Annotated in this window: 27 protein-coding genes; 17 read left to right on the top strand and 10 right to left on the bottom strand. The window is 62.8% G+C overall.

The features are described 5' to 3' along the window. Window positions 1-24: 24 nt before the first annotated feature. Complete coding sequence (locus L1P09_RS14670; RefSeq protein WP_054905067.1) at window positions 25-375, top strand: response regulator; 351 nt, start codon at window positions 25-27, stop codon at window positions 373-375. A gap of 69 nt (window positions 376-444) precedes the next feature. Here the strand turns inward: L1P09_RS14670 and cobF are convergent, their stop codons facing one another. Next, complete coding sequence (cobF, locus tag L1P09_RS14675; protein ID WP_054905066.1) at window positions 445-1194, bottom strand: precorrin-6A synthase (deacetylating); 750 nt, start codon at window positions 1192-1194, stop codon at window positions 445-447. A gap of 68 nt (window positions 1195-1262) precedes the next feature. After that, window positions 1263-2552, bottom strand: a complete 1290-nt coding sequence (locus tag L1P09_RS14680) for an OprD family porin (protein WP_232892152.1) — start codon at window positions 2550-2552, stop codon at window positions 1263-1265. 360 nt (window positions 2553-2912) lie between these two features. On the opposite strand from L1P09_RS14680, the gene L1P09_RS14685 reads away from it, so the two are divergent. The 3 genes from L1P09_RS14685 (at window position 2913) to L1P09_RS14695 (ending at window position 4353) form a co-directional block, all read left to right on the top strand. Further along, on the top strand, window positions 2913-3272 hold the full coding sequence (locus tag L1P09_RS14685; protein WP_054905064.1) for a histone-like nucleoid-structuring protein, MvaT/MvaU family: 360 nt from the start codon (window positions 2913-2915) through the stop codon (window positions 3270-3272). A gap of 226 nt (window positions 3273-3498) precedes the next feature. Next, a complete protein-coding gene (gene gloA / locus L1P09_RS14690) occupies window positions 3499-4026 on the top strand; it encodes a lactoylglutathione lyase (RefSeq protein WP_054905063.1) in 528 nt (175 codons plus the stop codon). An 84-nt stretch (window positions 4027-4110) separates the two neighbouring features. Beyond that, window positions 4111-4353, top strand: a complete 243-nt coding sequence (locus tag L1P09_RS14695) for a hypothetical protein (protein ID WP_009686469.1) — start codon at window positions 4111-4113, stop codon at window positions 4351-4353. Between the two features lie 73 nt (window positions 4354-4426). On the opposite strand, the gene L1P09_RS14700 is transcribed toward L1P09_RS14695, so the two are convergent. After that, window positions 4427-5248, bottom strand: coding sequence for a shikimate 5-dehydrogenase (locus tag L1P09_RS14700; protein WP_054905062.1), 822 nt, complete (start codon window positions 5246-5248; stop codon window positions 4427-4429). A 158-nt stretch (window positions 5249-5406) separates the two neighbouring features. Here L1P09_RS14700 and L1P09_RS14705 point away from each other — a divergent pair, with 158 nt between their 5' ends. Beyond that, a complete protein-coding gene (locus tag L1P09_RS14705) occupies window positions 5407-5754 on the top strand; it encodes a hypothetical protein (RefSeq protein ID WP_009686467.1) in 348 nt (115 codons plus the stop codon). A gap of 94 nt (window positions 5755-5848) precedes the next feature. Continuing rightward, window positions 5849-6031, top strand: a complete 183-nt coding sequence (locus L1P09_RS14710; protein ID WP_054905061.1) for a hypothetical protein — start codon at window positions 5849-5851, stop codon at window positions 6029-6031. A 97-nt stretch (window positions 6032-6128) separates the two neighbouring features. Here the strand turns inward: L1P09_RS14710 and L1P09_RS14715 are convergent, their stop codons facing one another. Beyond that, window positions 6129-6440: a hypothetical protein gene (locus tag L1P09_RS14715; RefSeq protein WP_054905060.1), complete on the bottom strand. Its 312-nt coding sequence runs from the start codon at window positions 6438-6440 to the stop codon at window positions 6129-6131. A gap of 159 nt (window positions 6441-6599) precedes the next feature. Here L1P09_RS14715 and L1P09_RS14720 point away from each other — a divergent pair, with 159 nt between their 5' ends. Continuing rightward, complete coding sequence (locus L1P09_RS14720; RefSeq protein ID WP_054905059.1) at window positions 6600-7424, top strand: S24 family peptidase; 825 nt, start codon at window positions 6600-6602, stop codon at window positions 7422-7424. Between the two features lie 38 nt (window positions 7425-7462). Here L1P09_RS14720 and L1P09_RS14725 read toward each other — a convergent pair whose 3' ends face one another. After that, window positions 7463-7783 carry a DUF1654 domain-containing protein gene (locus L1P09_RS14725; protein WP_054905058.1) on the bottom strand — a complete coding sequence of 107 codons (321 nt, stop codon included), beginning with the start codon at window positions 7781-7783 and terminating at the stop codon, window positions 7463-7465. A gap of 226 nt (window positions 7784-8009) precedes the next feature. Between L1P09_RS14725 and L1P09_RS14730 the strand changes: the two genes are divergently transcribed. Both L1P09_RS14730 and pbpG read left to right on the top strand, forming a co-directional pair. Further along, complete coding sequence (locus L1P09_RS14730; RefSeq protein ID WP_235767785.1) at window positions 8010-8684, top strand: polysaccharide lyase family 7 protein; 675 nt, start codon at window positions 8010-8012, stop codon at window positions 8682-8684. 281 nt (window positions 8685-8965) lie between these two features. After that, window positions 8966-9892, top strand: coding sequence for a D-alanyl-D-alanine endopeptidase (gene pbpG / locus L1P09_RS14735; RefSeq protein WP_054905056.1), 927 nt, complete (start codon window positions 8966-8968; stop codon window positions 9890-9892). 30 nt (window positions 9893-9922) lie between these two features. On the opposite strand, the gene L1P09_RS14740 is transcribed toward pbpG, so the two are convergent. Next, on the bottom strand, window positions 9923-10369 hold the full coding sequence (locus L1P09_RS14740; protein ID WP_232892155.1) for a hypothetical protein: 447 nt from the start codon (window positions 10367-10369) through the stop codon (window positions 9923-9925). Between the two features lie 276 nt (window positions 10370-10645). Between L1P09_RS14740 and L1P09_RS14745 the strand changes: the two genes are divergently transcribed. The 8 genes from L1P09_RS14745 to L1P09_RS14780 are packed head-to-tail and all read left to right on the top strand — an operon-like array spanning window position 10646 to window position 16679. Continuing rightward, window positions 10646-11839 carry a PepSY-associated TM helix domain-containing protein gene (locus L1P09_RS14745; RefSeq protein WP_235767786.1) on the top strand — a complete coding sequence of 398 codons (1194 nt, stop codon included), beginning with the start codon at window positions 10646-10648 and terminating at the stop codon, window positions 11837-11839. Beyond that, the gene (locus L1P09_RS14750) at window positions 11836-12375 is read left to right on the top strand and encodes a hypothetical protein (RefSeq protein WP_054905053.1); all 540 of its coding nucleotides are present in this window, start codon (window positions 11836-11838) and stop codon (window positions 12373-12375) included. The genes L1P09_RS14745 and L1P09_RS14750 overlap by 4 nt, the downstream gene beginning before the upstream one ends. After that, on the top strand, window positions 12372-12692 hold the full coding sequence (locus L1P09_RS14755; RefSeq protein WP_009686454.1) for a hypothetical protein: 321 nt from the start codon (window positions 12372-12374) through the stop codon (window positions 12690-12692). Before L1P09_RS14750 ends, L1P09_RS14755 begins: the two co-directional genes overlap by 4 nt. Then, window positions 12689-13258, top strand: a complete 570-nt coding sequence (locus tag L1P09_RS14760) for a DUF6162 family protein (protein WP_054905052.1) — start codon at window positions 12689-12691, stop codon at window positions 13256-13258. The genes L1P09_RS14755 and L1P09_RS14760 overlap by 4 nt, the downstream gene beginning before the upstream one ends. Before the next feature lie 16 nt (window positions 13259-13274). Continuing rightward, window positions 13275-14177, top strand: coding sequence for a metal ABC transporter substrate-binding protein (locus L1P09_RS14765; RefSeq protein ID WP_110678520.1), 903 nt, complete (start codon window positions 13275-13277; stop codon window positions 14175-14177). Beyond that, a complete protein-coding gene (locus tag L1P09_RS14770; protein WP_009686451.1) occupies window positions 14174-14920 on the top strand; it encodes a metal ABC transporter ATP-binding protein in 747 nt (248 codons plus the stop codon). Before L1P09_RS14765 ends, L1P09_RS14770 begins: the two co-directional genes overlap by 4 nt. Then, the gene (locus L1P09_RS14775; RefSeq protein WP_054905049.1) at window positions 14920-15819 is read left to right on the top strand and encodes a metal ABC transporter permease; all 900 of its coding nucleotides are present in this window, start codon (window positions 14920-14922) and stop codon (window positions 15817-15819) included. The genes L1P09_RS14770 and L1P09_RS14775 overlap by 1 nt, the downstream gene beginning before the upstream one ends. After that, window positions 15816-16679 (top strand): metal ABC transporter solute-binding protein, Zn/Mn family, encoded by an 864-nt coding sequence (locus L1P09_RS14780; RefSeq protein ID WP_192440263.1) that lies wholly within the window; start codon window positions 15816-15818, stop codon window positions 16677-16679. The genes L1P09_RS14775 and L1P09_RS14780 overlap by 4 nt, the downstream gene beginning before the upstream one ends. Window positions 16680-16779: 100 nt before the next feature. Here L1P09_RS14780 and L1P09_RS14785 read toward each other — a convergent pair whose 3' ends face one another. Genes L1P09_RS14785 through L1P09_RS14800 form a run of 4 tightly spaced genes read right to left on the bottom strand, consistent with a single transcriptional unit; the run spans window position 16780 to window position 19405 of the window. Further along, window positions 16780-17835: a DUF1615 domain-containing protein gene (locus L1P09_RS14785; RefSeq protein ID WP_290129209.1), complete on the bottom strand. Its 1056-nt coding sequence runs from the start codon at window positions 17833-17835 to the stop codon at window positions 16780-16782. 23 nt (window positions 17836-17858) lie between these two features. Further along, window positions 17859-18410 (bottom strand): hydrolase, encoded by a 552-nt coding sequence (locus L1P09_RS14790; RefSeq protein ID WP_054905048.1) that lies wholly within the window; start codon window positions 18408-18410, stop codon window positions 17859-17861. Window positions 18411-18467: 57 nt separating this feature from the next. Further along, window positions 18468-19187, bottom strand: a complete 720-nt coding sequence (locus L1P09_RS14795) for a thioesterase II family protein (RefSeq protein ID WP_192440265.1) — start codon at window positions 19185-19187, stop codon at window positions 18468-18470. After that, window positions 19184-19405 carry an MbtH family protein gene (locus L1P09_RS14800; RefSeq protein WP_009686443.1) on the bottom strand — a complete coding sequence of 74 codons (222 nt, stop codon included), beginning with the start codon at window positions 19403-19405 and terminating at the stop codon, window positions 19184-19186. Before L1P09_RS14800 ends, L1P09_RS14795 begins: the two co-directional genes overlap by 4 nt. Window positions 19406-19418: the final 13 nt, after the last annotated feature.

The raw sequence follows: 19418 nt of genomic DNA on the forward strand, positions 1-19418 counted from the left end.
ATTCAATTGCACAGGACCCGAACCATGCACCTTTTGGTAGTCGAAGACGACGACATCGTACGTATGCTGATGGTCGAAGTGCTCGATGAGTTGGGCTACTCGGTGATCGAGGCGGAAGATGCCAGCGCGGCGCTCAAGGTGTTGGAAGACCCTAACCAGCCGTTGGCGCTGATGATGACGGATGTGGGCCTGCCGGACATGCGCGGCGAGGCGCTGGCAGGCAAGGCACGCGAACTGCGGCCACTGTTGCCGGTGCTGTTCGCCAGTGGCTACGCCGAAAACATTGATGTACCGGAGGGCATGCACATGATCGGCAAGCCGTTCAGCATCGACCAGCTGAGCGACAAGGTGCAGGGGATTCTCGGCAACGCCTGAATTCGGCGGCACCCGCTTACCAAGCGCGCAGGGCGCGCAGGGCGCGCAGGGGCCAAGGAACGGTGCCCGCTACACCTCCCTGCGCAACAGGTAGGTGTCCATGATCCACCCTTTGCGCGCCCTTTCCCGCGCACGCACTTCAAGAATCTGTGCCTTCACCGCCTGCAGCGGCCCGGCGATCAGCTGTTCGTCAGCCGTGCCCAGGTAAGCGCCCCAGTAAATCGTCAAGGCCGGGTCATCGATAGCTGCAAACGCGCACTGCCCATCGAGCATCACCACCACATTGTCGATACTCCCCTGCCCGGCCAGACGCCGACCAGGCAGCACGGTCAGCGGTTCGCCAATGCGGTTGAGCGCAACCCGGTGGCGCGCCGCCAGTGCCTGCACGCTGCTGATGCCCGGAATGACCTGCAGGTGCAGCGCGCCAACTCGCTCGCAGACCAGGTCGAGGATGCGCAAGGTGCTGTCATAGAGCGTGGGCTCGCCCCATAGCAGAAAGGCGCCGGTTTCGCCGTCGCCGATTTCCTGTTCGATCAGTTGCGCATACAGCGCTGCACGTTGTACGTGCCAGTCCTGTACCGCCTGCACATACGCGTCGGCCTGCCCATCGCGCAGCGGGTCGGCGACCTGAACCAGCCGATAGCCGCCCTCGGGGCGGTACCGCTGCAGGATGGCCTTGCGCAGCTGCACCAGCTCGTTCTTGACGCTGCCCTTGTCGAGCACGAAGAACACGTGGGCCTGGCGCAACCCGTCGACGGCTTCGTACGTGACCTGGCGTGGGTCACCCGGGCCGATGCCGATCAACAACAGCTGTTTCATTGTGCTGCCCTCCGGTGCTGTTCAGCAGCCATTGTCGGGCGCCACCAGGCCGCTGGCAAAGCACCCGTTCAGAGCAGCGAGAAGTTGTAGCTGACGATCACCCGCGTTTCGTCCATATCCCGCGCCCACCGCTCATAGTTGCTGCGGTAGGTGGAATTACGCAAACGCACGCTGACGTCCTTGAACGTGCCACTTTGCACTTGATACTTGAGCTCGCTGTCGCGCTCCCACTCCTTGCCTTCGGCATGGCTGCCTGGCACCTGGATATGGTCACCGTTGATGTACCGGGTGAAGAACGTAAGGCCAGGCACACCCAACGCCTTGAAGTCATAGTCATAGCGCACTTGCCAGGAGCGCTCCTGGGCGGCGGCAAAATCATTGACCTGTGCATAGTTGACCAGGTACGGGTTGCTGCCATCCAGGTAGGGCATGGCGCTGTCGCCATACATGCGCTGCCAGCCAGCACTGAGCTTGTGACCACCTAGGCTGTAGCCGAGCATGCCGCTGACGGCGCGGTGGTCGATCGCACCGGCGCGGGCGTTGCCGATGTCGTCGCTTTTGATCAGCCGCAGGTCGGCAGCAAGGCTACCCACCGGCAGCGGTTGGATGGCCACCAGGCCGAAATACTGCTGGCGATAGATGTTCTCCAGCCTGGCCACTTGATACTGGGCACCGAAACGCTCGTTGACCCGGTAATCGACCCCGGCGAGGTCGAAGTGGTCGGCTTCGATGTCGCAGGCGTAACGCTTGTTCTTGCAATGCACGCGAATGTTTTGGCGGTCGGTTGAATCCCTTGCGGTGTACCGATCCAGGCGTGCCAGGGTGAACTTCAGATCGCGGCGTTCCTCGGAGGTCAGCATGGCGCCCTGGAACATCGTCGGCAGCAGGCGGCCATCGTTGTACTTGAGCAGGGGCACATCCGGCATCATCGAACCGTACTTGAGCACCGTGTTGGAAACTTTGACCTTGGCCGCCAGGCCCATCTTTGCATACTGGTCGGCGGAGTGCCGCGGGTTGTGCCCGGAAGACGGCAGCAAGCCGCTGTTACTGTCGGCGGGGCTGGAGTCCAACTTCACACCGAACATGCCCAGCGCATCCACACCGAACCCTACCGGGCCGTCGGTGTAACCCGACTGTACATTGAGGATAAAGCCCTGGGCCCACTCTTCTCGCTTGGACGCCCCTTGGCCGGAACTGCTGTGGCCGTCACGGAAATCCCGGTTGAAGTAGACAGTGCGTGCTTCAACCTTGGCACTGCTGTCTTCAAGAAAACCGCCAGCCTGGGCGTTGGCACCGGCACATAACAGGAACAGGCCGGCAACACGACGCCCCGGGGCGAGAGGATAGGGGGAAAACATGCAGGGAAACATCCAGATTCAAAGCGGGTTGACAACCGGCGGCACAGACTTGCCACGGTAATGAGACATGACCGCGCAACAGCCAGCCATACTTTGAAATGATCGCGCAATGGCTCTGGCACGGGCAATTGGACCATGGTCTAAGCGCCCTGCCAGGCCGCTTCGGCGGGTCGCCTGTATCGCGCATGGGCAACTAGGAAAGTTCCCCGCTTATTTGCAATAAGTTAGCAGTTTACCCCGCCCCAATGTGTGACTACACTCGCTATCAACGAACAGTAAAACCCACCTGCGTGGCCGGCGTATTCATGCGTTCCAATGTTCGTCACGCCCCGCCACAGCCGACGTACAGGAGTGATTACAGTGTCCAGACTTGCAGAGTTTCGTGCTGCGGAAAAAGCGCTCCAGGAACAGATGGCGCAACTGGAAGCGTTGAAAAAAGATGCCGGGTTAAAACGCGAAATCGAGTTCGAGCAGAAACTCGTCAACCTGATGAAAAGCTACGACAAAAGCCTGCGCGATGTCATAGCCATACTTGACCCCAAAGCCGGGGCGCGCGCCACCAGCCCTGCCCCCAAACAGCACCGTCGCCCGCGGGTGGTGAAGGTTTACACACACCCCGAGACCGGCGAGCGGATCGAGACCAAAGGCGGCAACCACCGCGGCCTCAAAGCCTGGAAAGAGCAGTATGGCGCCGCCGAGGTGGAAAGCTGGGCTCGCTGATGAAACATCAACACGTGCTTCACACTTTTTTCACAAGGGCTGGCTCAGTATCGAGGCAGCTAAAGGACTAGCGACCCCATCACGCGCCCGCACATGCGGGCCTCTAATTCCAGCGCCCTGCACTCGTGCAGGGCGCTTTCATTTGCGCAATCGGCGCACTGACGTATCATGGCCAGCCTGTCTGTTTTGCCGGCGCCCAGTGCCCGGCCCTGCCTCAGGAGTTCCCATGAGCCTGCACGATCTGCAAACCTTGCCTGGTGTCACCGCACAACCCGACGCCGCCACTGCCCAATTCGTCTTCAACCACACCATGCTCCGGGTCAAGGACATCGTTAAGTCGCTGGACTTCTACACCCGTGTGCTGGGCTTTCGCGTGGTAGACAAGCGTGATTTCCCCGAAGCCGCTTTCAGCCTGTACTTCCTGGCCCTGGTCGACCCGGCGCAGATTCCCGCCGATGACGCCGCCCGTCACCAGTGGATGAAATCGATCCCTGGCGTGCTGGAGCTCACCCACAACCACGGCACCGAGAACGATGCCGATTTCGCCTATCACGATGGCAATACCGACCCACGCGGCTTCGGTCACATCTGCGTGTCGGTACCCGATGTACGCGTCGCCTGTGCGCGCTTCGAAGCGCTGGGTGTACCGTTCCAGAAGCGCCTGCAGGATGGGCGCATGAACCACCTGGCGTTCATCAAGGACCCGGATGGTTACTGGGTCGAAGTGATTCAGCCGGCCGACCTCGCAGGCTAAGCGTTCGTCGGGGGCGGGAACCACCGCCCCCTTGCTGTGGTATATGAAGGTAATCGCTTCCCATGCCACAGCGAGGTAAGAACCATGCAATCCCTTCACTGTGAATACCGCAAGCACACCATCACCGCCAGCGTGATGCCCCATCCTGACTCGCCCCTGCCCTACGCCGCCGGTTGCCTGATCACCGCCCCTGATGGCCATACCAGCAGGCGCCTGTCGATGCCGATGAAGTTCTTCTCCGACCTGGAACGTGCCCAGCATGTGTCGCTGGCCCACGGTCGAGCGCTGGTCGACCAGCAACTGGACGCCGGCACCAAGGTGTTCTGATTGCCCCCTTGACCTGTAGCGGCCTCTTCGCCAGCACAGCTGCCATACCGCGAAGGGGCCGCTGCTGGTGCAATCAGATTTCGCGAGCGTACGCCACGGCGGCATCGACTTGCGCCGGCGTCGGCCTCACACCTGTGTACAGCACGAACTGCTCCAGCGCCTGCAGCGCAATCACCTCGAGCCCGGTAATCACAGGTTTGCCCAGCGCTTGGGCGCGGCGAATCAACGGTGTTTGCGCGGGCATGGCCACCACATCGAACACCCGCTCTGCAGCAGCGATGGCGATCTCCGAAAACGCCAGCTCTTCAGCTTCTGCGCCCCCCGCCATGCCGATTGGCGTGACATTCACCAGCATCGGCGGGCAGATATCGCCGAGTTCTGGCAGCCAGCGGTAGCCGCACATATCCGCCAGCTGCTGCCCCGCCTGGGCATTACGCGCGACGATGGTGCCTTCGGCAAAGCCGGCATCGCGCAAGGCGCTGGCAACGGCCTTGGCCATACCGCCGCTGCCGCGCAGGGCGAAAGCGGTTGCCGGATCGACCTGGTGCCGGGTCAACAACTGGCGTACGGCCAGATAGTCGGTGTTGTAGGCTGTGAGGCGACCGTTGGTGTTCACCAAGGTGTTGACCGACTCGATGGCCGCTGCCGACGGATCGATCTCGTCTACCAGCGCCATGCACGCTTCCTTGTATGGCATCGATACCCCACACCCGCGTATGCCCAAGGCTCGAATTCCCGCTACCGCGGCCGGGAGGTCGTCGGTGCGCATGGCCTTGTAGTAATAGTCCAGGCCCAACTGTTGGTACAGGTGATTGTGAAAGCGCACGCCGAATGTACCGGGGCGGCCTGCCAGGGAAATGCACAGCACGGTATCCCTGCCGGGAGTTGTCGACATAGCCTGCTCCTGAGTCATGACTGAAACGTTTGTGCAGCGTACCAGAGGCAACCGCTGGTCGTCCCTTACACAACCTTTACCATTGCCCTGCGCGCAATTGATAAATACCGGAGTCATATTAGTGACACCCCACTTTGGGGGTTACTCGCGAGGTTGATATGAACCGTCTCATTCCCGGAATCGCCCTGCTGGTCGGCGCTTTGGCCATCAGCGGGCCTGCAGCTGCCCACGGTGGTTACGGCCATGGCGGCGGTTGGTACGGACCGGGCCCGCTACTGGGCGCTGCCGTGGTTGGCGCGGTGGTTGGCGCTACGGTGTCTGGCGGGCACGACCGTACGGTGTACGTGGAACGCCAGCCGGTGTACTACCCGCCGCAACCGGTGTACGTGCAGCCGCCGCCGCAGCCCGTCTATTACCAGCCTTATTATGCGCCGGCCCCGCCACCGCCAGGCTACCGGGCCTACTACGGCCCGCCACGGGTGTATTACGGCCCGCCACGCTGGTAAGGGTTGATAGAAGTAATGACCACTATCGACAACGTTGATTTCAAACCCTGGTAGCGGCTGGGTATGGTAGGCCCATGTTTCACAGGAGGTCCCCATGGCCACTATCCAGATCATGTCCGTTGTCGGCAGCGCTGTACCGGTTTCACTGCGTGAACAAGGCCTGTTGGCCTGCTGGTACCTGGTGCGCAACGGCGAGGCTGTGAGTGGGCCGGTGCCGACCCTCGCCCAAGCCCGCGCATTGGCTGAACTGTTGCAACCAGGCACTTTGGCAGCCTGACCCGAATTTGTTGTGCGTTGCTCCCTACGCCCTTGTGCCCGCCGAAATGGCGGGCTTTTTTTTGTCTGGCCATGGTGGGTGCGGGTCGTCGGTCGTTTCACGCCCTGGCCCGGGCCAGTTGACTGGTCAGGACCACGACCCTGCCTTGCAAGCGGCCGACGGTGACCACCAGTTCATTGCGCTCCTTGGCGAAATGCTCAGCCTTGGCCTCCGCCTCACGGCGGGCATCGCGCTCGCTATCGAGCAGCTCGGTCAGGCGGCGAATCACGGCAATGTCTGCATTGTCCAGCGCGCGGTCTGCCGCATCTCTGGACAGCCATTTGCGCAGCCATAGAAAGGCCCCGAACAACACGGTGCCTGTACCACCCAGCCACGTGAGGGTGCCTGGGCCGAGGTCGGTGGGATCCATGTAAACCTCTTTGCTGACGAGATGGACAATCCACGGCATTGCATCGCCGTGGCTTTTATTGTTTGGAGGTTTAATTTAGCCTAGGGGTAAATTTACCTCAAGGGAAATTTAGCCATGCGAACATTTAGCAGAGAGCTAAACACTGGCATGCTTCGCCTTATGGACATCTATGAAATCCGCAAGCAGAACCTGGTCAAGCTGATCGCCGACCAGAAAAAGGGCGCCTGCGCCGAGCGCTGGGGCATGGCGCCTGCGCACCTGAGCCAGATTCTCTCCAACAGGACCGCCAAGAACCTGGGCGACGACGTGGCGCGGCGGATCGAGGGTATCGAAGGCTTGCCACGCGGCTGGTTCGACGCGCTGGCGCCCGGCGATCACCCGCAGGCCTCGGGCGGGCCTGCCGACGGCGCGCTGTGCGCCGCCGACCTGGTCAAGCAGATGCTGGCAAAAAGTGGCAAAGGCATCCCCGAAGAAACCCGCCAGAGGCTGCTGGCCGCGGCTGCCGAGCCCGCGGAAACCGTATTGCTGCAGGCCGACCACGGCCGGCCCGGCCTGGTGGGCGATGAGGTATGGATTGCCCACTATGATGTGCGCGCAGCCATGGGCGGCGGCCAGATCCCCCATGACTACCCGGAAATGTTCAAGGATGTGCGGGTCAGCCCCAGCCACCTGCGTGAACTGGGTGTGGAGTTCAGCGAGCACCACCACCTGAAGATGGTCACTGGCTGGGGCCAATCGATGGAGCCCACCATCAGGCACCGTGACCCACTGATCGTCGATGTGAGCATTCGCGAGTTCGTGGGCGACGGGATCTACTTTTTCGCGTGGGGTGACCATATCTACATCAAGCGCCTGCAGATTGCCGATGACGATCATTTCGAGATGATTTCCGACAACTCACGGCACAAGGACCGCCTGATTCGCCGCGAAGAAACCTATATCCAGGCCAGGGTCTTGCTGGTGTGGAATGCCCACCTCGTGTAAGGCGCCACCTGCCCCGGCAGCGGCCTGGCGCCGGTATTTCAGAACGGCGCAGCAGGCATCAGTGACCCACAGCCCTGCTCGGCGCTCACTTCGTCAAACTGCTGGCCGGCGTGGCGCTGCCAGCGCACCAGCACGCTGCCATCAGGGTTGAAGGTCAGGTCCAACTCGGGTGTTTCCAGCAGCAGCCCCATCACCTCTTCCCATTCCGCGTCGCCATCGCTGTGCAGGCGATGCACCAGCACCCAGCGCTGGGTCTGGGCCACAGGGTGGTTGATCATCGACGATACCCGTAGGCTCAGGCGCTCTACACCCGACATTCCCGGGGGCTGAAGGGTGGTCGACGCTGTTTGCATAGGCATATTGTCATCCTGATATATGTATATTTGTACAGTACCTGGCGAAAGCTTATCGCACAGCCAAATCCAGCGTAAAGGCCTTGCCCTGAAAATTTTCGCCAACAGGTAATTTCACCCACAGCGCAATTTTTAGCTTTAAGCTATTGACATTTAATTTAGCCATTGGCTAACTCTCAACCAGGCAGCATTTAGTCTGCCATCCAAACCTGGCTGTTCATGAGGAGTTACCATGGCCGTAGACATCAGCAACCTCTTGATCGCCACCCCGGTGGCAGTATCCGCAACCAACCCCGTTGCCTTGGAACTTGACGGTGACGAAGCCATTGCCCGCCTCCCAGAGGTGGTCACGTTACTCAGTGACGGCTCGATCCAGTTTTCTGCGCCGACCAAAGGGGCGTCGAGCAAGAGTACCCACCGCACCCGCTGTGAATGGACCGAGACCCGTTCCTGGACGCTGGCCAGTGCCGCGGACCATTGGAGCCGTCAAAGCATGACGTTGACCATGGTCAACGCAGCGCAGAAGGTGGTCATTGCCCAGATGCACGTGCGCAGCGACGACGGCCCGCCCGTCAAGGTGTTCTGGAAGAAAGGTAATATCACCTTGGGCTTTCGCCAAACCTATGACCAGGCTGACCCGGTGAATTCGACGGTGCTCAAGGGCGTACCGCTGGGCGCGCAGTTCGGCATCAGCCTGCACGTCACGGCACAGGGCCTGGTCACGGTCACCGCAAGCTGCAAGGGAGCAACCGGTACTTCAGGTGGTTTGCAACTCGACGGCAGTTGGGCTTCGCGCCTGTTCGAATTCCACGGCGGCGTTTACAACCAGATCGACTACAACGACCAAACGTCGGTCGACGATGGCTCGATCTGCATTATCAGCGACCTGACGTTGATACATGGCTGAGGCGACAACGCCCTTTGCGTGCCGGCCCTCCTGTTCACGGGTCGGTACCGGACCTGATCAGAACCGAGCGCTCAGTTTGCCCCCGCCCCTATCACCGTTCGGCGCACTTCATGAACAGCACATGAAGGGTACACAACGGGTACGGGATTAAATTTCGTTCACGTTGCGCCCTTTAGGTATAAGGCATTCGACAGCCGTTCAGCCATACTCCAGAATGCAGCGGTTTTTGGGGGAAAACCCTTGCACAGCCAACGACATACCAACCTTTAGTGAGCCTCAACGTGAAAACATCCCTGTCCATTCTCAGCCTGCTGCTGTTGCTCACAGGTACCGCGGCGCTGCCGTCGACCGCTGCTGCACAACCCCCGGCCAAGGTGCAACGCGACCCCTCCAAACTGCACCTGGCGTCGGGCAGCGCGCTGCTGATCGACCTCAATACCAACCAGGAGCTGTACTCGAACCACGCCGACCGCGTGGTACCGATCGCTTCGGTGACCAAACTGATGACCGCGATGGTGGTGCTGGACGCCAAGCTGCCCATGGATGAGATGCTCACCATGACCATCGCCAACAACCCGGAGATGAAGGGCGTGTATTCACGGGTACGCCCCGGCAGCCAGCTCAATCGCCGCGAGACCCTGCTGATTACCTTGATGTCTTCGGAAAACCGTGCAGCCAATAGCTTGGCCAATGCCTACCCCGGTGGCTACCCGGCATTCATCAAGGCGATGAACGCCAAAGCCCGCAGCCTGGGCATGGCCCATACCCGCTACGTAGAACCTACCGGGCTCTCGACGCAGAACGTGTCGACTGCGCGCGACTTGTCCAAGCTGCTGATGGCCTCGCGCAAGTACCCGATGCTGAGCGAGCTGTCGACCACCCGTGAGAAGACCGTGGCCTTCCGCAAGCCCAATTACACCCTGGGCTTCCGTAACACCGACCACCTGGTGAACAAGAGCAACTGGGACATCAAGCTGACCAAGACCGGTTTTACCAACGAAGCCGGGCACTGCCTGGTGCTGTTGACCCGAATGGATAACCGCCCTGTGGCGATGGTCATCCTGGATGCCTTCGGCAAGTACACCCATTTCGCCGATGCCAGCCGCCTGCGCCAATGGCTGGAAACCGGTGCAGCCAAGCCAGCGCCGGCGGTGGCCATGCAGTACAAGGCAGATCGCCAGGGCAAAGGGCGCGTAGCGGCCGAGTAAGCTGGCCCGAACTCACAGGCCACGGCGCCGTCAGGCCGTGGCGCTGACCATTGAGCCGGAGCTGCTGCCACCCTCTTGCTGCAGCAGCGCCAGCAATTGCGCGGTAGCGGCCATGATCTGACCGTTGAGGGTGGCGATGCTTGCCTGTTTGGCACCGACCGCAGCCGCCTTGGATGTCTCATCCATCTTGCTGTTCTGCAACGCGGCAAGCTGCTTCTGCTGCTCGGCCAATTGCTTCTGCAAGTCCTTGATCAACTGTTGCAGGGCGCTTACCGCCTCCGACCCACCAGTGCCCGCTGTATCCGTTGCCTGTGCCTGGCTACCCGCGGATACCCTCAGGCTGTCGCTGCTGATTTGCAGTGGGCCCACCGCTTCGCCGGCCTGCTTGGCCTGGTCGCGTTCAGCGGCGGCATTGGCGCTGCGCGCCTGCGCCGATAGGCCATTGATCATGAGGTTGCCAGCTGTGATGACGGCCATGTCGGTCCCTGTCTGAAAGATCGGTCTTTGCGCTAACCATCCTATCGGCCACTTCGCGTCGCGCTTTACCCAATTAAATTCCCTGCCGGCTGTTTCGTTACACCTCATCATGAGCCCCCCCTTGGCCGACCTGCCGCCCCCTGCGCAGGTTGGCTTCATCGCTTGAAACATTTGCTTTCATTTTAATCGGCAGGATTTCGATTCTCATTCGTCCTTATCAGTACAGCCCTCTTTGGTTGGGCGCACGCTCGACCACCCATTGCAGAAGACCGTCTGATGGCCAAACCCTTGAAAAAATCCAAATCCAGGCTGTGGTTCCTGGTGCACAGCTGGCTCGCCTTGCCGATCTGGTTCTTTGTATTGATCGTCTGCTTCACGGGCATGCTCGCGGTGGTCAGCCAGGAAATCGTCTGGCTGGCCAACCCGGATGTACGTGCCAGCAAGCCGGACACCGACGCCGAACGCCTCAGCTTCCAGCAGGTGCTGAACGCCCTGCACAAAGCAGAGCCGGATATGGTCGTGCAGTCCATCATCCAGCCCGACGGCTCACACTTCGCCCTCACGGCCAATGTGACCTTCCCGGACGGCACCACCCCGACCCTTTACGTCAATCCCTACACCGGTGCGATTCAGGGCAAATCCCCTGACTTCAACTTCGAAGCCTTCACCCGCGCCCTGCACGGCTGGTGGCTGGTGCCCTTCACCAACGGGTTCAGCTGGGGCTGGTACCTGGTGTCGATCCTCGGTCTGCCCATGCTCGCTTCACTGGTAACCGGGCTGGTGGTGTACAAGAAGTTCTGGAAAGGCTTCTTCAAACCGGTACGTACAGGCCACGGTTCGCGCATCTTCTGGGGCGACCTGCACCGCCTGGCCGGTGTCTGGTCGATCTGGTTCATCGCGGTCATTTCCATCACCGGTACCTGGTTCCTGATCCAGGCGATTCTGTTCGACAACCACATCAGCATTTCCAGCGAGCCGATCGTGCCGGTCATCGCTCGCGAAGAAGTGCCCCAGACCGCCGATGGCAGCCCAGCCCCACGGATCGACCTCGATGAAGCGGCACGCATCGCTGGCCTGGCGATTCCAGGGCTGGAAATCAACTTCATTGCGTTGCCTGCCACCGCTTACAGCCATATTTCCATGGGCGGGCGGGGTTGGTATCCGCTGATGTTCCAAAGCGCCGAGGTCAACCCCTACACGCGCAAGGTGGACAGCCAGTTCCTGCTGGGCGACCGCTCCGCCCTGGAGTTCGTCACCGAGTCCATGCGCCCCCTGCACACCGGTGACTTCGGCGGCCTGCCGATCAAGCTGATCTGGTTCTTCTTCGGCCTGGTGCTCACCCTGATGGTGTTCAGCGGCTTGCTGATATGGACAAAACGTACCGCACAAGCCACCGCTGCCGCGCTGAAGCGCAGCGAACGCGCCCCCCGCACTGTGCCCACCCGGACCTCGCTGGAGATGCAACGATGAGCCCCACCCAGGCCGTGCCCGTCAGCCCGCTTAAACAGTGGTGGTTGAAGTGGCGCTTCCACTTGAACATCCTGCTGATCCTGATCCCCCTGGGTTTCATGCCCAAGTATTTCAGCGACGCCAAGCTGTTCCGCGGCGAGGCAGGGCTGGGGGCGAATGTGATCACCGGCATCCAGGCCGGCCCCTACACCCTTGACCTGGCGGAACTGCGTGACGAAGCGCCCCGCAGAGACGGCCCGGCAGGCGACTTCAAGGTATTCAGGGCAGCGCTGTGCAAGTCGTGCGTCAACGACGTGAAGGCCGTTTACCTGCGCATCGGCAAACCGCGCAGCCTGCGGGCGGCGGGCACGATTTTCTTCGGCGCGCCCTACGCCATGGCCACCAACCTGCCGGTGCCTCCGCGCACCAAACCCGACGCCCAGATCTGGATCACCGTGGAAGGCTGGGACGGCAGCATGCACCAGGCGTCTGTCCCGCTGGCCAAGGCATCGCCAGCCACCGTGGCCTGGCTCGAGAACAAAGGAGGCAAGAAATGAAATACCTGCTGCGCACCCTCGCCCTGCCCTTGCTGGCACTGGCCGCAAGCCCGGCATTGGCCCACAACCCCATGTGCGAATGCGAAGAACTGGCCAGCGGCCAAGTCAAGTGCACCGGTGGTTTCTCGGACGGCAGTGGCGCCCCCGGGGTAACCCTGGATGTGATCGGCTATGACGAGCAAGTGCTGGTCGGCGGCAAGCTTGGCGACGATTCGACCCTGACCTTCAAGCGCCCGGACGGCGAATTCTACGTACTGTTCGACGCCGGCCCCGGGCACGTGGTGGAAGTCGACTACGCCGACATCGCCCAGCCATGAGCCGCGCTCACGTGATTCGCCCGGCCGGGGCCGGGCACGAAACCCTGTACGTGCTGTTGGCCAGCTTGCTGATAGTGGCGTTGGCAGCTGGCGTGGTGTCGCTGCGCGGCGAGCGCGAGGACGAACAGGCCATCGCCAGCCACCAGATCGACGCCCGCCGCGACCTCACTGCGGCCGAGCAAGGCCTCTACACCGACCTGCGGGTGGCATTCGACGAGATCCAGTTGCTGCGTGAAGAAAACGCCGCTGCACCTGGGGTACAGGCCCTGGCCGATGAAGGCCTGCCACCATTCGTGGTCGACGCCGGCAGCCAGAGCCGGGGCAGTCACCAGTGGACCTGGCTGGTGCCCGGCGCCTACCTGGGCCGCAGCCAGGCACCCGAAATTGCCGGCAGCCTGCTGCTGATCCTGCCACCCGACAGCACCGGCCAGGCCGATATCTGGTTGCGCCGCGACAGCGCCGCAATCATCCCGGATGACCTCGGCCAGGCGGCACTGATCGCCGCTGGCTGGCAACAGGTGGTCAGCCACTACGACGCCGGGGTTACCCGCGAACACCGCCACTGAACCGAAGGACTCGCCCATGTTTCGCTCCGCCCTCGCCCTGCTCCTGGCCCTGGCCCTGCCGGCAATGGCTCTGGCCGATAACGGCAAGCCGCTGCGTATCGGCATCACCTTGCACCCCTACTACAGCTACGTGAGCAACATTGTTGGCGACAAGGCCGAGGTGGTGCCGCTGATTCCGGCGGGCTTCAACCCGCACGCCTACGAGCCCCGGGCCGAAGACATCAAGCGCATCGGCACCCTGGACGTGGTGGTGCTCAATGGCGTTGGCCATGACGACTTTGCCGACCGCATGATCGCTGCCAGTGAAAAACCTGATATCGCCACGATCGAGGCCAACCAGAACGTACCGCTGCTGGCAGCTACCGGCATTGCCGCACGCGGTGCCGGCAAGGTGGTCAACCCGCACACTTTCCTGTCGATCAGCACGACCATTGCCCAGGTCAACAACATTGCCCGCGAGCTGGGCCGGCTCGACCCGGACAATGCCCGGTTCTACACGCAGAACGCCCGGGCCTACGCCAAACGCCTGCGTGGCTTGCGTGCCCAGGCACTGGCCAAGGTCACCGAGGCCCCCAGCGCTACCTTCCGCGTGGCCACCATCCACGCTGCCTACGACTACCTGGTCCGCGACTTCGGGCTGGAAGTGACCGCCGTGGTCGAACCCGCCCATGGTATCGAGCCGAGCCCGGCGCAGCTGAAGAAGACCATCGACCAGCTCAAGGCACTGGACGTGAGGGTGATCTTCTCGGAAATGGACTTCCCCTCAGCTTATGTCGAAACCATCCAGCGTGAGTCTGGTGTGCGCCTTTACCCCCTCACCCACATTTCCTATGGCGAATACACCAAGGACAAGTACGAAGTGGAAATGAAGCGCAACCTCGACACCGTGGTCCGCGCCATTCAGGAGAACCGCGCATGACCGCCGCTGCCAACCTGGCAACCGCCTGCGGGCCGCGCATCACCTTTGCCGGTATCGACTTGACCCTGGGCCGCACCCGTATCCTCGAACAGGTCAGCTTCACCGTCGCCCCGGGCAGCGTGCACGCCATCGTCGGCCCCAACGGCGGCGGCAAGAGTTCGCTGATCAAGACCCTGCTCGGGCAAATGCCCCACCATGGTGAACTGACCCTGCACTGGCCAGGGCAAGGCGAGGTGATCGGCTACGTCCCGCAGGCCCTGGAGTTCGACCGCGGGCTGCCAATGACCGTGGATGATTTCATGGCCGCCATGTGCCAGCGGCGCCCGGCCTTCCTGGGTTTGTCGCGCAGGGTGCAGCCTGCCATCGATGCTGCGTTGGCGCGGGTTGGCATGCTGGAAAAGCGCAAGCGGCGCATGGGGGCCTTGTCGGGCGGTGAGCGCCAGCGGGTGCTGCTGGCCCAGGGGCTCATCCCCGAACCACAGCTGCTGGTGCTGGACGAGCCGATGTCGGCGCTCGATGAAGCCGGCATTCAGGTGTTCGAACAACTGCTGCTGGCCTGGCGCCAGGCGGGGACCACTGTGTTGTGGATCGAACACGACCTGGAAGCGGTGCTGCGCCTGGCCGACCGGGTTACCGGGCTGAGCCGCCAGGTACTGTTCGACGCCCCGCCAGCCCAGGCCCTGACGCCGGAGCGCCTGCTGGGCCTGTTTTCCGTCCACCCGCGTAGCGAGAGCATTGCCTGATGAGTTTCGAAACCTTTCGCCAAACGGTCCAGGACTGGGCCACTGCCGGCTACCTGCCCGAGGCGCTGGCCTATGGCTTCGTGGTCAATGCCTTGCTCGCCGGCCTGATGATTGGCCCGGTGCTGGGTGGCCTGGGCACCCTGGTGGTGGTCAAGCGCTTTGCATTCTTTTCCGAAGCGGTCGGCCATGCCGCACTGACCGGCGTGGCTATCGGCATCCTGCTGGGCGAGCCCTATACCGGGCCTTATGGCAGCCTGTTCGGTTACTGCCTGCTGTTCGGCATCCTGCTGAACTTCCTGCGTAACCGCACCGGCTTGTCACCGGACACACTGATCGGCGTATTCCTCTCGGTGTCGCTGGCGCTGGGCGCCAGCCTGCTGCTGATGCTGGCGGGCAAGATCAATGTGCACATCCTCGAGAACGTGCTGTTCGGTTCGGTGCTGACCGTGAGCGGGCAGGACCTGGTGGTACTGGGCATCGTCGCCATGCTGGTGCTGGCCTTGGCGCTGCCGCTGTACAACCGCATCATGCTGGCCAGCTTCAACCCGCAGTTGGCTGCTGTACGCGGCGTGGCGGTGAAAACACTGGACTACCTGTTCGTGGTGCTGGTGACCCTGGTCACCGTGGCTGCAGTGAAGGTGATCGGGGCCATTCTGGTCGGTGCGTTGCTGGTGATCCCGGCTGCCGCCGCGCGCCTGGTCAGCCAGTCACTGAAGGGCTTTTTCTTCCTCTCGGTGCTCATCGCCACCATCAGCACGTTGTTCGGCATCCTGCTACCGATCGTGTTCGACCTGCCGGTGCCGTCGGGTGCCGCGATCATCCTGGTCGCCGGTCTCTGCTTCGCCCTCGCTGCGCTCGCCCGCGCCCTCGTTCCCCGCCTGCAAGGAAACCCGGCATGAACCTGAAACACCTGACCCTGGCACTGGCCCTGGCCAGCCTGCCGTCGCTGTCTTTCGCCACGCAGGTGCTGACCACCTTGCCGATCACCCACAGCCTGGCCAGCGCCCTGCTCGAGGGGACCGGCGTACAACTCAAGCGCGCAGCCCCGGCCAACCTGCCGGCCAGTCGCCAGCCGTCGTATTTCAGCGGCCGTGGTGGCGCCAGCCTGGACAAGGCTGCGCAACAGGCCGATGCGGTGATCGGCGTACGTTCGATCTGGCGCGACGACCCGCTGTACCCGATGGCCCGGCGCAGCAATATCCGCATTGTCGAGATCGATGCCGCACGACCGGTGGACGGCGCATTGCCAGGTATCGCGGTGAGTGGCGACGATGCCTACAACGCCTACCCGTGGATGAACCCGACCAATCTGGGGCGCATGGCCGACGTCGTGGCCAACGACCTGGAACGCCTTGCGCCGAGCGAAAGAACGAAAATCCAGGGCAACCTGGCCGCGCTCAAGCGCCAGCTGTTGGAACTTGCCGCCAGCAGCCAGACGCAGTTGGCCAAGGTCGACAACCTCACAGTGGTCAGCCTGTCGCCGCGGTTGGGTTACCTGGCCAGCGGCCTGAACCTGGATGTGGTTCAGCAGCCGCTGCCAACGGCGTGGGATGCTGCCGCGCTGAAGGCGCTGGAGGCCAACCTGAAGGCACAGGATGTAGCGTTGGTGCTGGACCATCGCCAACCGGAGCCGGCGCTGGCCGCAGCGATCCAGGCGGCCGGCGCGAAGCTGGTGGTGGTGGACAGCGACCCGGATGATGCGTTTGCCGGGTTGAAGGCCAGTGTCGAACAAGTCGTCGGGGCACTTGGCGAAAGCTGATCAACAGTCCGTCGCAAATCCTGGGGCCGCTTTGCGGCCCTTTCGCGCTGCAAGGCCGCGCCCGCCTCGGCAGGGGCGACATTGACAGTTCACCTGGGCGCTAGCGCTTCATGCACCGTTGGTAACGCTCGTCCACCCGCCCTGCAAACCACGCCGTGGTCAGCTTGCGGGTAATCTTCGGGCTCTTCAGTTCGATCCCCGGCAGCACCGCTCGCGGGAGCGGCTTGCCAGCGGCCGCGTCGGCCAGGGCAAATACCCCGGCGTACAGCTTGCTGTCCTCGAACGCCAGGCTGTCGCCGTCCTCCAGTTGGCGGCGAATCTGCGGGTTGCGCAGCCCCAGCTTCCCGCCCACTTTGCGCGCCGCCGTTTCGGTCGCGCCCGGCATGATCGACCCCGGTGCGATCAGGTCGCCGTCCAGCGCCAGGCGCACACCCGTGACCTTGCTCAGCGCCGCTTGAAACGCCGCATTGCGGCTGGCGTACCAGCCGGCATTGAAATCGGCGAAGCGGTAGAGCGGGCGTTCGTAGCTGGCTGGGTAACCCAACAAGTGGGCGATACCGAAGTACATGCCACCGCGCCGGGTGAACACCTCCTGGCGAATGCTGCCGTCATGGCTGTAGGGGTACCCCTGCGCATGCTGTTCGGCAAAGTCGATGCTGACCTGCATGGGCCCGCCGGTATGCACCGGGTTCAGCCCGCCAAGCAAGGTCCTGCCCAACGGGAGCCGGGCAATGACCTCGTCGTACAGTTCGCTCAACTGTTTCTCGCTGCGCACTGCCTGTAGCCGCTGCTGGTAGCTTTGGCCGTTGCCAGACGGCGTTTTCAACGCACCATCGATCAGCAGCCTGGGGATGTGCAGGCGCGCGGCGCGGCGGTCGATTTCTTCACGGGCGATACGCCCCAGGTTGGGCACCTGTGGGTCGGCAGTGAAGGTCGACTCCTGCTCGGTGACCGCCAACACGGCACACAGGTTGCTCTTGCTGGGGGGGATGCGCTGGGCCTCGAAGGCCACCTGGATGTCCTTGGCCCAGCCCTCGCGGTCGCGGGCTTGCGTGGGCAGCAACCGCAGCAGTTGGGCGCGAACCTCGGCCGGGTCCGCTGCGGGCACCTCTTCGCGGCGCCCGGCGCAACCTTGCAGCAGTGCAAGGGCCATCATGCCTGCCGCCCATAACCGGCCGTTCAGGGCTGTTCACCGACCAGGTAGGTCTTGCTGATATGGCGGAACAACGGATGCGCTGCACTCCCCATCAGTTCGAACAGCACCATTTCCCGGGTCACGACCTGCGCACCGGCTTCGCGCATGCGCGCCAGGCCCGCCGCCTTGCTGGCCGCCGTACGGCTGTCACAGGCATCTTCGACCACGAACACCTGCTTGCCCAGCGCCAGCAGGCCGAGCACGGTCTGCAGCACGCAGACATGGGTTTCCATGCCACACACGATCACCTGTTCACGGGCCATCAGGCTGTCGGGCAAGCATTGGGCGGCAACGCAGGAAAAATGGCTTTTCTCCACCACCTGGGCGGCCGGTGCCACCGCCAGCAACTCGGCCAGGGTGTGGCCCAGACCCTTGGGGTACTGTTCGGAAATCACCACCGGCAGCTCCAGCTCGGCGGTCGCCGCCAGCAGCCAGCGGGCCCGCGCCCGGGTGCCTTCGGCGTCGCTCATGGCGCCGATGAGCTTTTCCTGGATGTCGACGACCAGCAGCGTGGCCTTGTGTGGATCGATCAGCATGCTCTGCCCCTTGCCTGGGAAAAGGTCTAGCCTCCCCCAGGCAAGCGGTGACGTCAATCAGGCGGACAGGCGCAACGGTTGCAGCGAGGCAGTGAGGGCGTCGAGCACACGGTCTTCATGCTCGTGGATGAAGAAGTGCCCGCCGGGGAACATCTGCAGCGAAAACTCGCCGTTGGTTTCTTTGCCCCAGGCCCGCAGTTGCTCGTCATTGGCCCGGTCATCAGTGCCGGCCAGCACATGCAGCGGGCAGCTCAGGGCCGGCCGCTGACGGTAGGCGTAGGTGCCGCACAGCAGGAAATCGGCGCGCAGTGTCGGCAAGGTCAGGCTCATCAACTCGGCATTGGCCAGCACTTCCTCGGGCGTACCTTGCAGCTCACGCAGCTCGCTGATCAGCTCGGCGTCGGTTTTTGGCTCGCGCCAGTGCCTGCCATCGTAATCTTCGCGCCGGGTCGGGGCCGCCGTGCCGCAGGCAAACAACGCCAGCGGCGCCGGGCAGCCCAGCGCTTGCAGCTCATGCGCCAGCTCGAAGGCCAGCAAGGCACCCAGGCTGTGGCCCAGCAACGCGTAGGGTGCATTGGCGGCCAGGCGCTGCTCGCTGGCCAGTTGCCGGGCCAGCGCCTGCATGTCGGTGTGCAGCGGCTCGGCCATGCGGGCGCCACGCCCGGGCAGTTCCACCGGGCGCACCTGCACCCACGACGGCAGCTTGCGCCGCCAGCGGCTGTAGACCATGGCGCTGGCCCCCGAGTACGGCAGGCACAGCAGGTTCAGTGCGGTCACTGGGGGGCGGCTTCGGCCATTTTCTGGCGCAGGCTGAGGGGGCGCATGTCGGTCCACACCTCGTCGATATACGCCAGGCATTCCTTTTTCAGGCCGCTTTTGCCCACTGCACGCCAGCCGTTGGGGATGGCTTTGTAGTCGGGCCAGATCGAGTATTGCTCTTCATGGTTGACCACTACTTGGAACTGGATATCTTCGCGGTCGAATACAGAAGTCATTGCCTGCCTCCTT

The sequence above is a fragment of the Pseudomonas juntendi genome (assembly GCF_021560075.1).
In the GTDB taxonomy this organism is placed as follows: Bacteria; Pseudomonadota; Gammaproteobacteria; order Pseudomonadales; family Pseudomonadaceae; genus Aquipseudomonas; species Aquipseudomonas juntendi.

What these genes read in the sequence shown, in the direction of transcription:
- L1P09_RS14670 (WP_054905067.1), top strand. Translation starts at nt 25, where the DNA reads ATGCACCTTTTGGTAGTCGAAGACGACGACATCGTACGTATGCTGATG.
- cobF (WP_054905066.1), bottom strand. Translation starts at nt 1,194, where the DNA reads ATGAAACAGCTGTTGTTGATCGGCATCGGCCCGGGTGACCCACGCCAG.
- L1P09_RS14680 (WP_232892152.1), bottom strand. Translation starts at nt 2,552, where the DNA reads ATGTTTTCCCCCTATCCTCTCGCCCCGGGGCGTCGTGTTGCCGGCCTG.
- gloA (WP_054905063.1), top strand. Translation starts at nt 3,499, where the DNA reads ATGAGCCTGCACGATCTGCAAACCTTGCCTGGTGTCACCGCACAACCC.
- L1P09_RS14695 (WP_009686469.1), top strand. Translation starts at nt 4,111, where the DNA reads ATGCAATCCCTTCACTGTGAATACCGCAAGCACACCATCACCGCCAGC.
- L1P09_RS14700 (WP_054905062.1), bottom strand. Translation starts at nt 5,248, where the DNA reads ATGTCGACAACTCCCGGCAGGGATACCGTGCTGTGCATTTCCCTGGCA.
- L1P09_RS14705 (WP_009686467.1), top strand. Translation starts at nt 5,407, where the DNA reads ATGAACCGTCTCATTCCCGGAATCGCCCTGCTGGTCGGCGCTTTGGCC.
- L1P09_RS14710 (WP_054905061.1), top strand. Translation starts at nt 5,849, where the DNA reads ATGGCCACTATCCAGATCATGTCCGTTGTCGGCAGCGCTGTACCGGTT.
- L1P09_RS14715 (WP_054905060.1), bottom strand. Translation starts at nt 6,440, where the DNA reads ATGGATCCCACCGACCTCGGCCCAGGCACCCTCACGTGGCTGGGTGGT.
- L1P09_RS14720 (WP_054905059.1), top strand. Translation starts at nt 6,600, where the DNA reads ATGGACATCTATGAAATCCGCAAGCAGAACCTGGTCAAGCTGATCGCC.
- L1P09_RS14725 (WP_054905058.1), bottom strand. Translation starts at nt 7,783, where the DNA reads ATGCCTATGCAAACAGCGTCGACCACCCTTCAGCCCCCGGGAATGTCG.
- L1P09_RS14730 (WP_235767785.1), top strand. Translation starts at nt 8,010, where the DNA reads ATGGCCGTAGACATCAGCAACCTCTTGATCGCCACCCCGGTGGCAGTA.
- L1P09_RS14740 (WP_232892155.1), bottom strand. Translation starts at nt 10,369, where the DNA reads ATGGCCGTCATCACAGCTGGCAACCTCATGATCAATGGCCTATCGGCG.
- L1P09_RS14745 (WP_235767786.1), top strand. Translation starts at nt 10,646, where the DNA reads ATGGCCAAACCCTTGAAAAAATCCAAATCCAGGCTGTGGTTCCTGGTG.
- L1P09_RS14750 (WP_054905053.1), top strand. Translation starts at nt 11,836, where the DNA reads ATGAGCCCCACCCAGGCCGTGCCCGTCAGCCCGCTTAAACAGTGGTGG.
- L1P09_RS14755 (WP_009686454.1), top strand. Translation starts at nt 12,372, where the DNA reads ATGAAATACCTGCTGCGCACCCTCGCCCTGCCCTTGCTGGCACTGGCC.
- L1P09_RS14760 (WP_054905052.1), top strand. Translation starts at nt 12,689, where the DNA reads ATGAGCCGCGCTCACGTGATTCGCCCGGCCGGGGCCGGGCACGAAACC.
- L1P09_RS14765 (WP_110678520.1), top strand. Translation starts at nt 13,275, where the DNA reads ATGTTTCGCTCCGCCCTCGCCCTGCTCCTGGCCCTGGCCCTGCCGGCA.
- L1P09_RS14770 (WP_009686451.1), top strand. Translation starts at nt 14,174, where the DNA reads ATGACCGCCGCTGCCAACCTGGCAACCGCCTGCGGGCCGCGCATCACC.
- L1P09_RS14775 (WP_054905049.1), top strand. Translation starts at nt 14,920, where the DNA reads ATGAGTTTCGAAACCTTTCGCCAAACGGTCCAGGACTGGGCCACTGCC.
- L1P09_RS14780 (WP_192440263.1), top strand. Translation starts at nt 15,816, where the DNA reads ATGAACCTGAAACACCTGACCCTGGCACTGGCCCTGGCCAGCCTGCCG.
- L1P09_RS14785 (WP_290129209.1), bottom strand. Translation starts at nt 17,835, where the DNA reads ATGATGGCCCTTGCACTGCTGCAAGGTTGCGCCGGGCGCCGCGAAGAG.
- L1P09_RS14790 (WP_054905048.1), bottom strand. Translation starts at nt 18,410, where the DNA reads ATGCTGATCGATCCACACAAGGCCACGCTGCTGGTCGTCGACATCCAG.
- L1P09_RS14800 (WP_009686443.1), bottom strand. Translation starts at nt 19,405, where the DNA reads ATGACTTCTGTATTCGACCGCGAAGATATCCAGTTCCAAGTAGTGGTC.